16 protein-coding genes are annotated in these 14,421 nt (G+C 73.3%); 9 read left to right on the top strand and 7 right to left on the bottom strand.

The genetic code is table 11. The features are described from left to right. The first annotated feature begins 10 nt into the window (after positions 1-10). Positions 11-958 carry a DUF5926 family protein gene (locus PZ894_RS13655; protein WP_275745553.1) on the top strand — a complete coding sequence of 316 codons (948 nt, stop codon included), beginning with the start codon at positions 11-13 and terminating at the stop codon, positions 956-958. Positions 959-1,075: 117 nt separating this feature from the next. Here PZ894_RS13655 and PZ894_RS13660 read toward each other — a convergent pair whose 3' ends face one another. The 5 genes from PZ894_RS13660 to larB form a co-directional block, all read right to left on the bottom strand. After that, a complete protein-coding gene (locus PZ894_RS13660; protein WP_275745555.1) occupies positions 1,076-1,447 on the bottom strand; it encodes a cyclic nucleotide-binding domain-containing protein in 372 nt (123 codons plus the stop codon). Positions 1,448-1,541: 94 nt separating this feature from the next. Then, positions 1,542-2,747, bottom strand: coding sequence for an arginine deiminase (locus tag PZ894_RS13665; protein ID WP_275745556.1), 1,206 nt, complete (start codon positions 2,745-2,747; stop codon positions 1,542-1,544). A gap of 10 nt (positions 2,748-2,757) precedes the next feature. Beyond that, positions 2,758-3,342 carry a TMEM165/GDT1 family protein gene (locus tag PZ894_RS13670; RefSeq protein WP_275745557.1) on the bottom strand — a complete coding sequence of 195 codons (585 nt, stop codon included), beginning with the start codon at positions 3,340-3,342 and terminating at the stop codon, positions 2,758-2,760. Beyond that, positions 3,342-4,553 carry a nickel pincer cofactor biosynthesis protein LarC gene (larC, locus tag PZ894_RS13675; RefSeq protein ID WP_275745558.1) on the bottom strand — a complete coding sequence of 404 codons (1,212 nt, stop codon included), beginning with the start codon at positions 4,551-4,553 and terminating at the stop codon, positions 3,342-3,344. Before larC ends, PZ894_RS13670 begins: the two co-directional genes overlap by 1 nt. 45 nt (positions 4,554-4,598) lie before the next feature. After that, the gene (gene larB, locus PZ894_RS13680) at positions 4,599-5,297 is read right to left on the bottom strand and encodes a nickel pincer cofactor biosynthesis protein LarB (RefSeq protein ID WP_275745559.1); all 699 of its coding nucleotides are present in this window, start codon (positions 5,295-5,297) and stop codon (positions 4,599-4,601) included. Between the two features lie 83 nt (positions 5,298-5,380). Between larB and PZ894_RS13685 the strand changes: the two genes are divergently transcribed. Beyond that, a complete protein-coding gene (locus tag PZ894_RS13685) occupies positions 5,381-6,148 on the top strand; it encodes a VOC family protein (RefSeq protein ID WP_275745561.1) in 768 nt (255 codons plus the stop codon). Here the strand turns inward: PZ894_RS13685 and PZ894_RS13690 are convergent. Next, positions 6,129-7,001, bottom strand: coding sequence for a prephenate dehydratase (locus tag PZ894_RS13690; protein ID WP_275745563.1), 873 nt, complete (start codon positions 6,999-7,001; stop codon positions 6,129-6,131). The two genes, PZ894_RS13685 and PZ894_RS13690, sit on opposite strands and share 20 nt — an antisense overlap. 37 nt (positions 7,002-7,038) lie before the next feature. Between PZ894_RS13690 and PZ894_RS13695 the strand changes: the two genes are divergently transcribed. The 4 genes from PZ894_RS13695 to PZ894_RS13710 are packed head-to-tail and all read left to right on the top strand — an operon-like array spanning position 7,039 to position 10,014. Further along, positions 7,039-7,428 (top strand): DUF4446 family protein, encoded by a 390-nt coding sequence (locus tag PZ894_RS13695; protein ID WP_275745564.1) that lies wholly within the window; start codon positions 7,039-7,041, stop codon positions 7,426-7,428. Then, positions 7,425-8,054, top strand: a complete 630-nt coding sequence (locus PZ894_RS13700; RefSeq protein ID WP_275745565.1) for an ABC transporter ATP-binding protein — start codon at positions 7,425-7,427, stop codon at positions 8,052-8,054. Before PZ894_RS13695 ends, PZ894_RS13700 begins: the two co-directional genes overlap by 4 nt. Beyond that, positions 8,051-9,520 carry a DUF6297 family protein gene (locus PZ894_RS13705; protein WP_275745567.1) on the top strand — a complete coding sequence of 490 codons (1,470 nt, stop codon included), beginning with the start codon at positions 8,051-8,053 and terminating at the stop codon, positions 9,518-9,520. The genes PZ894_RS13700 and PZ894_RS13705 overlap by 4 nt, the downstream gene beginning before the upstream one ends. A gap of 26 nt (positions 9,521-9,546) precedes the next feature. Next, complete coding sequence (locus PZ894_RS13710; RefSeq protein ID WP_275745568.1) at positions 9,547-10,014, top strand: nitroreductase family deazaflavin-dependent oxidoreductase; 468 nt, start codon at positions 9,547-9,549, stop codon at positions 10,012-10,014. 7 nt (positions 10,015-10,021) lie between these two features. On the opposite strand, the gene PZ894_RS13715 is transcribed toward PZ894_RS13710, so the two are convergent. After that, positions 10,022-11,593, bottom strand: coding sequence for a diacylglycerol kinase family protein (locus PZ894_RS13715; RefSeq protein WP_275745570.1), 1,572 nt, complete (start codon positions 11,591-11,593; stop codon positions 10,022-10,024). Positions 11,594-11,762: 169 nt separating this feature from the next. Between PZ894_RS13715 and serS the strand changes: the two genes are divergently transcribed. The 3 genes from serS to PZ894_RS13730 are packed head-to-tail and all read left to right on the top strand — an operon-like array spanning position 11,763 to position 14,418. Beyond that, entirely contained in the window at positions 11,763-13,037 is a 1,275-nt protein-coding gene (gene serS, locus PZ894_RS13720; RefSeq protein WP_275745572.1) for a serine--tRNA ligase, read from the top strand. Next, positions 13,034-13,939, top strand: a complete 906-nt coding sequence (locus PZ894_RS13725) for an HAD family hydrolase (RefSeq protein ID WP_275745573.1) — start codon at positions 13,034-13,036, stop codon at positions 13,937-13,939. The genes serS and PZ894_RS13725 overlap by 4 nt, the downstream gene beginning before the upstream one ends. Further along, entirely contained in the window at positions 13,936-14,418 is a 483-nt protein-coding gene (locus tag PZ894_RS13730; protein WP_275745575.1) for a GNAT family N-acetyltransferase, read from the top strand. The genes PZ894_RS13725 and PZ894_RS13730 overlap by 4 nt, the downstream gene beginning before the upstream one ends. The last annotated feature ends 3 nt before the right edge of the window (positions 14,419-14,421 follow it).

A 14,421-nucleotide genomic window follows, 5' to 3' on the forward strand; every position in this document is an offset into this window, starting at 1 on the left:
GTTCATGGGCATGGCCAAGAAGTCCCGCACCAAGTCACGCCCCCAGACGACCGCGCCCGGGGAGGTCGGCCCCCGCCAGCCCTGCCCCTGTGGCTCGGGCAAGCGCTACAAGGCCTGCCACGGCGCTCCCGGCGGCGCCGACGTCTACGTCGCGCGCCCGTTCGAGGGCCTGGCCTCGGAGTGCGACATCGTCGCGATGCGCGAGCTGGTGCCCGCCGCGACCGCGCGGCTGACGCTGCGGGCCGACCCCCAGCGGGTGGTGAGGCTCTGCACGCTGCTGCCCATGGCCGCCCCGGCGATGGTGCGCGACAGCGGCGAGATCTGGCTGGGGCTGCAGGTGCAGCACCAGTTCGGGGACCCCGCACGCGACCTCGGAGCCGTGCTGGAGGCGGCCCTGGAGGGCGCGCTGGAGGAGGGCGCCGGCGTCGTGGGCCTCACCGACCCGCCGGGACCGGGGGCGCGGCTCCAGGACCTCGTCGACGACGGCCCGCTGACGATCGAGGTGCACGAGGGCTTCGACTTCTGGTTCTCCGACGTCGACGGCGAGGAGCGGGCCGCCGCGGCCGCCGCGCTCGAGCAGGCCAACGCCTCGGCCAACCCGACCGCGCGGCTGACGAGCGTCGAGGCGGCGTACTGGACGAACGTCGGCACCAAGGAGCACCTGCGCTGGGTGATGCCCGAGCCCGAGGACCGGCTGCTCGACGCGCTCGCGCGCCTGCACACCGCCGGCAAGGACGTGCTGGTCGACGACTCGCGCTTCGTCGGCATGTTCCGCACCCACGGCCTGCTGGCGCCGGTGTGGGACCTGCCCGTCGGCACGGGGCCCGAGGCGCTGGAGGAGCCCGCGGAGCGGTTCGCCGCCGATCTCGCCGCGGCGCTCGAGGACGCCGCCGAGCTCACCGCCGAGGAGCGGGCCGCCAGGTCGGGACTGGCCAACCGACAGGTCACGCTCCGGTAGCCCGGGTTTTGTTACCCCCGGGTTGGGAAGGCTGCGGCGGGCCGCGTAGGCTCACCGAGCCCGGTCGTTGGCGCATCCCCCGTCGCCGACGACCGGGCCTGCCATCTCCCGACCGAGCTAGTCCGGGAAGCGCTCGTCGGCGATCTCGCCCAGCGCCTCGCCGAAGGCCGGCATCTCCTCGGCGAGCTGCTCGATCTCCCCGCCCGTGAAGTGCACCATGTCGAGCCCGGTCAGCGCGACGATGGACGCCGTGCGCAGCGAGTGCTTGACCAGCGCGGTCTCGCCCACGACGTCACCGGGGCCGAGCCGGGCGACCTCGTGGCCGTTGCGGCGTACGGCGGCCGCGCCGTCCAGGATGACGTAGGCCTTGTCGGCGGGGGTCTCCTGCCAGATCGGCGACCACCCCTCCGGCACGTGCACGTGGGTGCCGACTGCGCAGATCTGCGCGATCTCCCGCGGGCTGAAGCGGTCGAAGAAGGAGTCGGCCATCGATCGATGCCCGCCTTTCGGGTCGATCCTCCCGGCCCGGTGCGCGGGAGGGCTACCCTGCACAACGCGCGACCCAGGATTCCGTTCCGGTCGGTCAGTCGGTCGGCAGCGGCTCCCGGGCCACCGGGCAGCTCATGCAGCGGGGTCCGCCCCGACCCGAGCCGAGCTCGGAGCCGGCGATGCGCACGACCTCGATGCCGGCCGCCTCGAGCCGCGCGTTGGTCTCGACGTTGCGCTCGTAGGCCACGGCGACCCGAGGTGCGATCGCCAGCGTGTTGTTGCCGTCGTCCCACTGCTCCCGCTCGGCGGTGACCGGGTCGAGACCGGTGTCGATCTGGTGGAGCGTGTCGATGCCCATCGCCTTCGCGGCCGCGACCAGGAACGGTTCGGCGCCGGCGACGTCGAGCGCGCCGGGCTCCCCGCCGGCCGTCACGGCGTACGCCTGCAGCGAGTCGGCGACGTTGGGGTACATCACGATCTTGTCGACGTCGACCATCGTGCACACCGTGTCGAGGTGCATCGTGGCGCGCTCCTGGGTGATGGGTACGGCGAGCACCGTGTGCGCCAGGTCGTCCGCGAACACCTGCCGGGCGAAGCGCTCCACACCCGCCGGCGTGGTGCGCTCGCCGACGCCGACCGCGATCACGCCGGGCGCCAGCAGCAGGACGTCGCCGCCCTCGACGTGCTCGTTGCGCCAGCCGTGGATGGTGCTCGTGCCGCGGAAGCGCGGGTGCTCGGTGTAGATCAGCTCGGTCAGCTGGGTCTCCCTCGCGCGCGCCGGCATCGCCAGCGACGTCACCGCCGCCCGGTCGTGCACCCACACCGAGGAGTCCCGCGTGAAGAGCAGGTTGGGCAGCGGGTCGACGAGGAAGTCGTCGTGCGCGAGCAGCGAGGTCACCAGCCCGAACCCGCCGCGCACCTCGTCGTTCCGGATGCCCGCCGTCAGGTAGCCGGTGAGCTCCCCCGGCGACGCCCGGCCCAGGAATCCCGCGAGGTGGTCGCGCAGCGTGTCGCCGAGGTGCAGCCCCGCGAGCGCGGTCGTGATCGCGCTCTCGCGGGCCGCGTCGTTCGCGAGGGCCTCGGTGAGCAGGTCGGTCAGGTAGAGCACCTCGACCCCGTGGCCGCGCAGCGCCTCCGCGAACGCGTCGTGCTCCTCCTGGGCGCGGGCCACCCAGGGGATCCCGTCGAAGAGCAGCCGGTCGTTGTTGCGGGGCGTCAGCCGCCGCAGCTCGTTGCCGGGCCGGTGGAGCAGGACGGTGCGGAGACGACCGACCTCGCTGTCGGCGCCATGTGTGGTCATGGCCCCGACTCTAGGTCAGGAGCTCGTACGCGGTGAGCGCCGCCAGCAGCAGGCAGACCCCCGCGCCGACGTAGTGCAGGACGTGCAGCTTCACGAACCGCTGGAGCTGCCGGCCGGCGACCACCGCCAGCCCGCTCACGACCAGCAGCGCACCGAGTGCGCCCACGAACACCGCGACGGGCTCCTCGTACTTCGCGACCAGCGAGATCGTCAGCAGCTGGGAGAGGTCGCCCCACTCGGCCGCGAAGAGGACCAGGAAGCTCGCGACCACCGCCTGGAGGCCGTGCACGTCCCTGGTCTCGATCTCGCTGCCCTCGTTGGCCTGGTGGCTGCGGCCCTCCCGGATGAGGATGAACGCGCCGGCCAGGAACATCAGCCCCGCCGCGGCCCGCACGACGTCCTCGGGCAGGAACGAGACCGCGTGTCCCAGCAGCACCGCGACCGTCGTCTGCACGGCGAAGGCGAGGCCGACCCCGATCCAGACGAGGACGGGCCGGTACTTCGTCGCGAGCACGAGCGTCGCCAGGAACGTCTTGTCCGGCAGCTCGACGACGAAGATCGCGAGGAAGGTCAGGCCGATGACGACCGGGTCCATCAGTCTCCTGTCGAGGTGGTGACGGTGTGGTCGAGGAACGCACGACACAGGTGCTGCGCCTCGGTGAGCACGTCGTTGACGGGGCGGCCGAGGGCCGCGGCGGCGCGGGCGACGTCGTCGTACTCCGGCTGTGCGTTGACCACGAGGCCGTGGTGTCGCGCCACCTTCACGGCGATGGCCTCGCCGCCCACGCGGATCGAGAGCATCTCGCGGTCGAGCGCGTGCTTGCTGAGCGGCTGCTCGCGCAGCCCGATCGTGGTCGTCTGCCGGAAGATCTCGGCCCGCACCGCCGCGGCGCGCTCGTGGTCGACGAGGGCGCTGAGCGTGTGGGCGGGCCGGCCCTTCTTCATCAGGATCGGCGTCAGCCAGGCGTCGGAGGCGCCGGTCTCGAGCAGCGCGGCGAGCACCGACGGCCAGACCCGCGGGTCGAGGTCGTCGACGTTGCACTCGAGCAGCAGCGGCGCCTCGGCGGCCGAGGAGGGACGAAGTCCCGTCCCAGGACCACCGACGAAGATCCGGACCACGTTGGCGTGCCCCTCGGGGTCGCGCCCGCCCGCGCCGACGCCGATCCGCTCGACGACCATCGGCGGCTGCGGCGCGTACGCCGTGGCGAGCGTCGTGAGCAGCGCGGCACCGGTCGGGGTGCAGCGCTCCATCGCCACGGCGCCGGCGTACGTCGGCACGCCGCGCAGCAGCTCCGCCACGGCGGGCGGCGGGACCGGCAGGACGCCGTGGGAGGTCTCGACGGTGCCGGAGCCGACCGCGACCGGGGAGACGGTGACCGCAGTGGCGCCGACGTGCACGAACCCCGCGGCCACGCCCACGACGTCGGCGATCGCGTCGAGCGCGCCCACCTCGTGGAAGTGCACCTGGTCGGGGGTCGCGCCGTGCACGGTCGCCTCGGCGACCGCGAGCCGCTCGAACGCGGCGAGGGCGAGGTCCCGCACGGGCGCGTCGAGGCTGCCGTGGCCGAGCAGCTCGCGGATGTGGTGCCAGGTGCGGTGGACCGAGGAGTCGGTGACGTCGACGTGCACGCGGGTCGCGGCGAGTCCGGCCCGGCGTACCTCCTCGACGCGGAGCGCCACGGGCTCGGGCGCGACGGCGTCGACGGCGTGCTGGAGCACCTCGACCGGCACCCCGGCGCCGACCAGGGCGCCGAGCAGCATGTCGCCGCTCGCGCCCGCGGACGCGTCGATCCAGACGGTGGTCATGGGGTCCTCACCGGGCCGCCTCGGCGTCGCCCGGGGCCCGGGTGCTCATCGGGGCACGCTCTGCCGGGCGACGCGCGCCGCGTGCACGCCGGCGCCGTACCCGTTGTCGATGTTGACGACCGCGATCCCGGGGGCGCAGGAGTTGAGCATCGCGAGCAGCGCGGCGACCCCGCCGAGCGAGGAGCCGTAGCCGACGCTGGTGGGGACGGCGACGATCGGTACGCCGGTCAGCCCGCCGACCACCGACGGCAGCGCACCCTCCATGCCGGCGACCACCACCAGGCAGTCGGCCGCCTCCAGGCGGTCGCGCACGGCGAGCAGCCGGTGGAGGCCGGCGACGCCGACGTCGTCGATGCGGTCGACCCCGGCGCCGTGGACCGCGACGCTGAGGGCGGCCTCGGCCGCGACGGGCGCGTCGGAGGTGCCGGCGCTGACCACGGCGACCGTGCCGTGCGCGACCGGGAGCGGGCCGAGCGTGGCGGCGCGGGCCACCAGGTCGACCTCGGCGTCGGGGAGCGCGTGGGCGAGGACCTCGAGCGTCTCGTCGCTCAGCCGGGTCGCGAGGATCGCGCGGTCCGGATGCCGCTCGTGCAGGGTCCCCAGGATCGCGACGACCTGGTCGGGGGACTTGCCCGCGCCGTACACGACCTCGGGGTCACCGGTCCGCGCCGCGCGGTCGACGTCGACGCGTGCGAAGCCGAGGTCGGCGATGCGGGGGTCCCCTGGGTCGGCGCTGCGGTCCACGAGAGGAACCTACTCGGCCGTTGCCAGCGTCGGTGGCCGGGTGTTGGCTGACGGGTGGGGTCGCACGAGCGAGGAGCGGGAAGATGCCGAAGTTCGAGAAGTACGCCCAGGGGACGCCGAGCTACGTCGAGCTCGTCACGCCCGACCAGGCCGCCGCGAAGGAGTTCTACGGTCCCCTGTTCGGGTGGGAGCTGGAGGACGTCCCGATGGGGGAGGACGACTACTACGTCGCGGTGCGCAAGGAGGGCGACGCGGTCGCGGGCATCAGCTGGCCGATGCCGGGGCTGGAGGACCACCCGGCGTTCTGGTGCGTCTACCTCACCGTCGACGACGTGGACGCGGTGACGGCGCGGGTGGCCGGCGCCGGCGGACGCGTCGACGCCGAGCCGTTCGACGTGATGGACATGGGCCGGATGTCCGCGATCGCCGACCCGACCGGTGCCCGGGTCAACCTGTGGCAGCCCGGCACGTCGATCGGCACCGAGCGGGCCAACGAGCCCGGCACGCCGGTCTGGAACGAGGTGGTGACGCCCGACGTCCCCGCGGCCACCAGGTTCTACAGCGACGTCCTCGGGGTCACGTGGGAGAAGCAGTCGATGGAGGACGGCGGGGCGTACACCTGCCTGGTCGTCGACGGCCGCCCGGTGGGCGGCGCGATGGTGCCACCGATGGAGGGTGTCCCACCGCACTGGAACGTCTACTTCGACGTGGGCGACGTCGATGCGACGGTCGAGAGGGCCGTCGGCCTCGGCGGCACCGTGCTCGCCCCGGCGTTCGACGTCCCGGGTGTCGGCCGGATGGCGGTGCTCGCCGACCCCCAGGGCGGCGCGTTCAGCCTGATGGCGACCTGACGTCGCGGTCGCGGAACGGGTCGGCGGGGTAGACACCCAGGATCTTCACGTCGGTGGTGAAGAAGGCGAGCTCGTCGAGCGCGCGCCTCACCCCGAGGTCGTCGGGGTGCCCGTCGACCTCCGCGAGGAACTGCGTCGCCGTGAACTCCCCGCCGACCATGTAGCTCTCGAGCTTGGTCATGTTGACGCCGTTGGTGGCGAAGCCGCCGAGGGCCTTGTAGAGCGCGGCGGGGAGGTTCTTGACGTTGAAGATGAAGCTCGTCACGACCGGCCCGTTGCCGGCCGGGGCCTCGACGAGGTCGCGCGAGAGGACGACGAAGCGGGTGGTGTTGTGCTCCTCGTCCTCGACGTCCTCGGCGAGGATCTCCAGGCCGTAGATCTCCGCGGCCAGCGGCGGGGAGATCGACGCCATCGTCGGGTCGCCGAACTCCGCGACCTCGCGCGCGGCGCCGGCCGTGTCACCCGAGATGACCGGCTTGAACCCGTGCTCGCGGATGATCCGGCGGCACTGGCCGAGCGCGTGCACGTGGCTGTGGACGGTCTCGATCCGGTCGATGGCCGTCCCCGGCATGGCCATCAGGCAGAAGCGGATGCGCAGGAAGTGCTCGGCGATGATGTGCAGCCCCGAGCCGGGCAGGAAGTGGTGGATGTCGGCCACCCGTCCGGCGATCGAGTTGTCGATCGGGATCAGCGCCAGGTCGGCGCTGGGCTGCTTCCCGGGGCCGGCCTCGACGGCGGCGAAGACGTCCTCGAACGACGCGCACGGCACCGCCTCCCAGTCGGGATAGTGCTCCATGCACACCTGGTGGGAGTTCGCGCCGGGTTCGCCCTGGTAGGCGATGCGTCGGGTCACCGCGTCATGCTCCCACGGGCGGTCTAGGGTCGGAGACGTGGAGGCTCTGTCCGTCGTCGCGCTCGCCCTGGCCGCGGCCGCACTCGCGCTGACGCTGCAGGCGCGCCGTACGACGAGGTCCGGCGACGACGTCGACGCGCTGCCCGAGGACGTCGTCGGGCTGCGCCAGGAGGTCGCCGCGCTCCGCCGGGAGGGCAGCGACGCGCTGCGCCACCTCGCCGTGGTCCGCTACGACGCGTTCGACGACATGGGGGGCCACCTATCCTGGTCGGTCGCCCTGCTCGACGACGCCGGCAACGGCGTCGTGCTCACCTCGATCCACGGACGCAGCGACGCGCGCACCTACGCCAAGAACATCAGCGGCTGGACGTGCGAGCAGCAGCTCTCACCCGAAGAGCTCGAGGCGATCGAGCGCGCACGGCCGTGAGCGCCCCGCTGCTCCGGGTGCGTGGGCTGACGAAGACCTTCGGCGAGGTCGTCGTCCTCGACGGGGTCGACCTGGACGTCGCACCCGGCAGCGCCGTCGCACTCCGGGGGCGCAACGGCGCCGGCAAGTCGACGCTGCTGCGCTGTGCCACCGGGGCGGAGGAGGCGAGTGCCGGCACCGTGGAGCTCGACGGCATCGACGTGGACGAGCGCTCGGTGCACGTCCGGCGCAGCGTGGCGATCGTCACCGACGACCTCGACTTCTTCCCGGACCTCAGCGTGATCGAGCATCTCGACCTGCTGGCCCGGGCGCACGGCGTCGACGACGCCGAGGCTCTCGTCGACGCCGTCCTGGAGGACGTGCGGTTGGTCGACCAGGCCGCCCAGCTGCCCGGAACCCTCTCGTCCGGGCAACGCCGCCGGCTGGCGCTCGCGAGCGCGTTCGTGCGTCCGCGCCGGCTGCTGGTGCTCGACGAGCCCGAGGCGCGCCTCGACCGGGCCGGACTCGGCTGGCTGGTCGAGCGCCTGCGCCGGGAGAAGGCCGACGGCCTGGGCATCCTGCTCGCCAGCCACGACCCCGACCTCGTCGCGGCGGTCGCCGACGACGTGCTCGACCTCGACGCGTGAGCGCGGAGGTCCGCGAGCTCCGTCGCCAGATCCGGGAGTGGCGGCGGGGCCGCGCCACCAGGAGTCTCGTCGAGGCGATCGGTGACGCGTACGTCGCGATCTTCTCCGCTCTCGTGATCGGCGCGATGGCGGGCAATGTGCTGATCAACCTGCGGGTCGTGACGGCCGACGCCTGCACCTCCACGGACTGCGCCGATGCGCGAGGCGCGCTCGGGTGGCTGCTCGGCCTGCTGGGCGTGGCCGCGGTGCTGGCCGTCGCCCGGCTGCTGGGCCCGGTGCTCGCCGCGCCGGCCGTCGGCAGCTGGCTGCTCGCCACGCCGCTCGACCGGGTCGCACTGCTGCGCGGCCGGCTGCTCGGCACCGCCGCGGTCGCCGCGGTGGCCGGGGCGCTCCCCGCCGCCGTCGGTGGTCTGCTCGCCGGGTTCCCGGTCGCCGCCGTCGCCTGGTCGGCGGTCCTCGCGGCACTCCTGTGCGTGCTGCTCGTCGCCGCCGCCGCCCGTGCCCAGTCGACCGCCGGCGCGACGATCCGGGTGCTCGCCCGAGCCCTCGGGGTCCTGCTCTGGGCCGGGCTCGCCGCGGTGGCCGCCGGGCTCGCCCCCGGCTCGCTCGACAGCCCCGCGCCCGCCGGACTCGCGCTCGCGGCGGCGGTCGTCGCGGTCGCGGCGGCGGTCGCGGTCGTCGGCGCCCTCCGCGCGCTTCCCCGGATCCCCCGGCGCCGGCTCACCGACGGGGGTGCGCTGCTGCCGGGCCTGTCCGGGGCGCTGTCGGGGCTCGACCTCACCCTGCTCTTCGACATCCTGCTCGCACGTCACTGGCGCGTGCACAGCTCGGTGCGGGTGGTGCGCGGGCGCGGGGCGGGACCCACCGCACTGGTGTGGCGGGAAGTGGTCCGGCTCCGACGCAACGCCACCCTGCTGGCGCTGCTGGCCGGCGCGCTCGTCCTGCCCTACGTCGCCGTCCCGCTCGGCATCGGGCACGTGCTCGTCGTGGTCGTGACACTGACCGGCTTCGTCTTCGGTGTCGGCCTCTTCGCGGGTCTCCGGGTTCTTTCGCGCACGCCGAGTCTGCTCCGCTGCTTCCCGCAGCCCGCCTCGGCCGTGCGCCTGGCGTGTCTGTGCGTGCCCGCCGGGGTGTTGGTCCTCTGGGGACTGGCGACGGCGCCGGCCCTGCACGCCGCGGTCGGCGGCGCCTGGACCGACGCCCTGCTGGTGGCCCTGGCGAGCGGCGTGACGGTCGCGGTCGCCGCGGTGCGCTGGACGTCGAGCCGGCCGCCCGACTACCGACTGCCGCTGATCACCTCGCCGATGGGGGCGGTGCCCACCTCGCTCTACGGCAGTGTGCTGCGGGGCTTCGACGTCCTCCTCCTGGGCACGATCCCCCTGCTCGCCGCGCCGACGGAGGTCGGGGCGGCGTGGTCGGTGGGCCTCTGCGGGGCGGTGCTGACTTTCCTCGTGTCGCGACGCTGACCGAGCGGTCCTCCTACGATCCGTCCATGAACCCGTTGCGGTCGCTGGCCGTCCGGCTCGGGGCCCAGCCGTGGCTGCCGCGCTACGCGCGGCTGATCGTGGGCACCGACAAGCTGCTCCAGCGGCTGTCGCGCGGACGCCTGACGATCATGCTGGCCACCGGGCTGCACGAGCTGGTGCTGCAGGTGCCGGGCCGCCGGACGGGGGTCCTGCGCACCACCCCGCTGCTCACCGTGCCGTACGACGGGGGCTGGCTGATCGTCGGCTCCAACTGGGGCGCGCCGCAGCCGCCCGCCTGGGTCGCCAACCTGCGTGTCGCCCCGGACCCGACGATCACCTACCGCGGCCGCACCCTCGCCGTCGACGCCCGCGAGCTCGCCGGGCCCGAACGCGACGAGTCGTGGGAGGTCGCCGTCGCCGGCTGGCCCAACTACGCGACGTACGCCGAGCGCACCGACCGCGAGCTGCCGCTCTTCCTGCTGACCCCGCGCTGACCGGTCCTCAGCGCGGCACGCGCACCAGCAGCCGCCCGTGCACGCAGTTCATCCGCAGCTCCTTGCCCGGGCCGATGGAGTCGCCGTCGAGCTGGCGCGGGGTGTCGGTGCTCGCGCGGACGACGATGGTGTGGCCGGTCATCCGGTTGACCAGCTCGTCCGTGCGCGGGCGGCGGGCGAGCACCCGGTAGGCGAGCGGGATCCAGGAGAAGAACCTGCGCGGGTGCAGCATGACGACGTCGAGCACGCCGTCGTCGATGGCGGCGTCGGGCAGCAGCGGCATGCCGGCCTGCAGGAAGCCGACGTTGCCCACCACGATCGTGCGGGCCCGGTGCCTGGTGAACGGTGCCCCGTCGACGGAGACCTCCACACGGACCGCCGGGAACATCAGCGACTTGAGCGCCGAGAGCACGTAGGCGACCCAGCCGATGCGCTTCTTGATGTCCTCGTTGACGCCCTCCATGATCGCCGCGTCGAAGCCCATGCCGGCCATCACCATGAAGTGGGTGTCCTCGAAGCCGTCGCCGGACACCTCGACCAGGTCGATCGCGCGGTCCTGGCCGTTGAGGGCGACGTCGATCGCCGCACGGATGTAGAGCGGGATGTCGAGGTTGCGGGCGAGCAGGTTGCCGGTGCCGGCCGGGACGATGCCGACGGGGATGCCGGTGCCGGCCAGCTCCGCGCACACCTCCCGGACGGTCCCGTCGCCGCCGCAGACCAGCACCAGGTCGGCGCCCCCGACGGACGCCGCCTCGGCCATGCCGGTGCCGGGGTCCTCGACCGTCGTGTACTGCCAGGTCGGGGTGGACCACCCCGCCTCGACGGCCATCGCGGTCACGATCGACTTGAACTGGCCGACGTCCTCGACCTTGATCGGGTTGAGGATCACCGCGAGCCGCTTCTCGGAGCTGTACACCTCCGGCAGCGGCTCGATCGTCGCCGCATGGCTGCGCGGCAGGGGGGTGTAGACGCCGATCGCGAGCAGCACGAACCCCGCGCCGAGCAGGACGCCCCCGACGACGTCGGAGGGGTAGTGGCGGCCGAGCAGCACCCGGTCCAGGCAGACGACCACGACGACGAGCACGGCCCCGGCGTGCGCGAGGCGGCGCACGTTGCGGCGGCGGACCAGCATCCCGACGAGCACCATCACGACGCCTGCCAAGGCGGTGATGGACGAGGCGTGGCCCGACGGGTAGGCGCCGTTGTGCAGCAGCGCCTCGGCGCTCTGCCACGGCGGCCGGTCGCGGTTGACGAGCCCCTTGGTCAGCGTGGTGGTCAGAGAGGTCGCGAGCATCACGCCGACGGTGAAGAACGCCGCGCGGTGGTAGCGCCTCAGCAGGACCAGGGTCAGCACGAACGTGTACGCCGTCATCGCGATCGTCCCGGTCACGACCTCGATCACCCGGAGCACGTCGTGCAGCCAGCCGACGTCGGTCGCCCAGGCTTGCGAGCCCTCGCCGCGGTCGTCGATCCGGACCAGCCACGCAGCGTCGTCGACCACGGCGAGCATCAGCAGGCCGAACAGCACGAAGCACAGGGCGGCCCAGCTCAGCACGATGGCGCGGGGGCGGTCGAGCACGTCGGTCCTTCGGATCGGGGTCGGGCTGCTTCGAAGTATGCCGGTCGACCCGTTCCTCCCCAGCGACCGCTATCTCGCGAGCGTGGCTCTCGCCACCCGGATAGCCTTGCCACGTGACCCCACCCCACGAATTCGCTCGCTGCGCTCCCGAGGACGCGGGGACACCGGAATGATCGACCCCCGCCTCCTCCGTGAAGACCCCGACCGCGTGCGCGTCGCCCAGGCCAAGCGCGGGCTGTCCGACGAGGTCGTGGATCGCGCGCTGTCCGCCGACCGGGCTCGGCGGGCGGCGATCTCGGCGTTCGAGGAGCGGCGGGCCGAGCAGAAGCAGCTCGGCAAGCAGGTCGCGCGGGCGCAGGGTGACGAGAAGCAGGAGCTGCTGGCCCGCACCAAGGTCCTCGCCGCCGAGGTCAAGGCGGCGGAGGCCGCGCAGGTCGAGGCCGAGGCCGCCTGGCACGACGCGATCACGGGCATCCCCAACCTGGCCGCCGAGGAGACCCCGGCCGGGGGCGAGGACGACTTCGTCGTGCTCGAGACCGTCGGCACCCCGCGCGACTTCGCCGCCGAGGGGTTCGAGCCGCGCGACCACGTCGAGCTGGGCCGGATGCTGGGTGCCATCGACCTCGACCGCGGGGCCAAGGTGTCGGGATCCCGCTTCTACTTCCTCACCGGCGTCGGCGCCGAGCTCGAGCTCGCGCTCCTCAACCTCGCGATGGAGCAGGCCCGCGAGGTCGGCTTCACCCAGGTGATCGCGCCGTCGATGGTCAAGCCGCGGGCGATGGAGGGCACCGGCTTCCTCGGCCAGGCCGCCGACGACGTCTACCGCATCGAGGGCCAGGACATGTACCTCGTGGGCACCTCGGAGGTCCCGATGGCGGCCTACCACTCCGACGAGATCCTCGACGGCGCCGACCTGCCGCTGCGCTACGCGGCGTTCAGCCCCTGCTTCCGCAAGGAGGCGGGCTCGCACGGCAAGGACACCAAGGGCATCATCCGGGTGCACTGGTTCGACAAGGTCGAGATGTTCGTCTACACCACGACCGAGGACTCCTACGCCGAGCACCAGCGGCTGCTCGAGTGGGAGAGGCAGTTCCTCGACAAGCTCGAGCTCGCCTACCGCGTCATCGACGTCGCCGCCGGCGACCTCGGCCTGTCGGCGGTCCGCAAGTTCGACTGCGAGGCGTGGATCCCCACCCAGGGCAGGTACCGCGAGCTCACCTCGACCTCCAACTGCACCGAGTTCCAGACCCGGCGGCTCGACACCCGCGGGCGGTTCCCCGACGGCGTCGCTCCGATCTCGACGCTCAACGGCACGCTCTGCGCGATGACCCGGACGATCGTCGCGATCCTGGAGACCCACCAGCAGGCCGACGGGTCGGTGCGGGTCCCCAAGGCGCTGCAGAAGTGGCTCGGTCGCGACGTGCTGGAGCCGGTCCGCCCGTGAGCACCCCGCACGCCTGGCGGCCGAGACTGGTCGCCCTCGACATCGACGGCACGATCCTGAAGTGGGTCGAGGGCGCCGGCATGACCCACGAGGAGGTCTCGCCGGCCGTCAAGGACGCCGTACGCCGCGCCCTCGACGCAGGCGCCCACGTGGTCCTCGCCAGCGGTCGCTCACCGCACGGCATGACCTCGGTCGCGGACCTGCTCGAGCTGCACGACGAGCAGCGCGACCGCCTCTGGATCGTGGCGTCCAACGGTGCGGTCGTCCTTCGCTACCCGCCCATCGAGGTGGTCCACGAGGAGACCTTCGACGCACGGCCGGCCGTCGAGGCGATCCTCGCGCGGCAGCCGTCGGCGATCGTCGCGGTCGAGGAGCGCGGCGTCGGCTACCGCGTCACCCGGGCGTTCCCCGACGGCGAGCTCTCCGGCGACATGATCGTGACCGACGTCGACGAGCTGCTCGCAGCCGAGGTCAGCCGCGTGATCATCCGCGACCCGGAGTCGACCGCCGACGAGTTCGTGAAGCTTGCCGAAGAGCTCGGCCTCCACGGCACCAACTACGTCGTCGGCTGGACCGCGTGGCTCGACCTCGCCCCGGTCGGCGTCTCCAAGGCGTCCGGCCTGGCGTACGTCGCGCGCGAGCTCGGCGTCGACGTGGCCGACACCCTCGCGGTCGGCGACGGGCGCAACGACCTCGAGATGTTCGAGTGGGCCGGACGCTCGGTCGCGATGGGCCAGGCGATCCAGGTCGTGCTCGACGCCGCCGACGACGTGACCGCCAGCGTCTACGAGGACGGTCTCGCGACCGAGCTCGACCGGTGGTACGACACCACCCCACGACGTTCGTCGGCTCCCCCGCTTCGCACCTCCGACGAACAACGCCGAGAGGACCCCGACCCGTGAGCCTGCCGCAGCTGGTCACCACGGAGCGGCTGCGGCTGCCGCTCTGGACGGCCGACGACGTCGCCGCGATCCGCGCCGGGGGGCGCCGCGAGGGCTGGCACCCCGACTACCCCCGCCGCGACGACGCCGACGCGGCGGGGCTGTGGCGCCAGGGCGACACCTGGTCGCCGCGGCACATCGTCCGCGGCGTGACGGCGCTCGGCTCGATCGGGTTCTTCGGCCCGCCGGAGCCCGGCGCCGACGGCGTGCCCGAGGTCGAGGTCGGCTACGGCCTCGTCGACGAGGCGCACGGCTACGGCTTCGCGACCGAGGCGCTCCAGGGTCTGCTCGCCGAGGCCGACGCGGCGGGCGTCCGCGTGCGGGCCAGCGTCGAGCCCGCCAACAGGCCCAGCATCCGGGTGCTTGCGAAGTGCGGCTTCACCGAGCTGCGCGGCGCCAACGAGGACGGCGAGCTGGTCATGGCTCGCCCGTTGCCGTGAATC

Origin of the sequence: Nocardioides sp. YIM 152315, assembly GCF_029210375.1 — a bacterium.
GTDB lineage: Bacteria > Actinomycetota > Actinomycetes > Propionibacteriales > Nocardioidaceae > Nocardioides.

Bases quoted from the DNA above. Each gene is read 5' to 3' on its own strand.
- PZ894_RS13660 (WP_275745555.1), bottom strand. From the start codon at position 1,447: ATGGCCGACTCCTTCTTCGACCGCTTCAGCCCGCGGGAGATCGCGCAG.
- PZ894_RS13665 (WP_275745556.1), bottom strand. From the start codon at position 2,747: ATGACCACACATGGCGCCGACAGCGAGGTCGGTCGTCTCCGCACCGTC.
- serS (WP_275745572.1), top strand. From the start codon at position 11,763: ATGATCGACCCCCGCCTCCTCCGTGAAGACCCCGACCGCGTGCGCGTC.
- PZ894_RS13685 (WP_275745561.1), top strand. From the start codon at position 5,381: ATGCCGAAGTTCGAGAAGTACGCCCAGGGGACGCCGAGCTACGTCGAG.
- PZ894_RS13710 (WP_275745568.1), top strand. From the start codon at position 9,547: ATGAACCCGTTGCGGTCGCTGGCCGTCCGGCTCGGGGCCCAGCCGTGG.
- larC (WP_275745558.1), bottom strand. From the start codon at position 4,553: ATGACCACCGTCTGGATCGACGCGTCCGCGGGCGCGAGCGGCGACATG.
- PZ894_RS13655 (WP_275745553.1), top strand. From the start codon at position 11: ATGGCCAAGAAGTCCCGCACCAAGTCACGCCCCCAGACGACCGCGCCC.
- PZ894_RS13670 (WP_275745557.1), bottom strand. From the start codon at position 3,342: ATGGACCCGGTCGTCATCGGCCTGACCTTCCTCGCGATCTTCGTCGTC.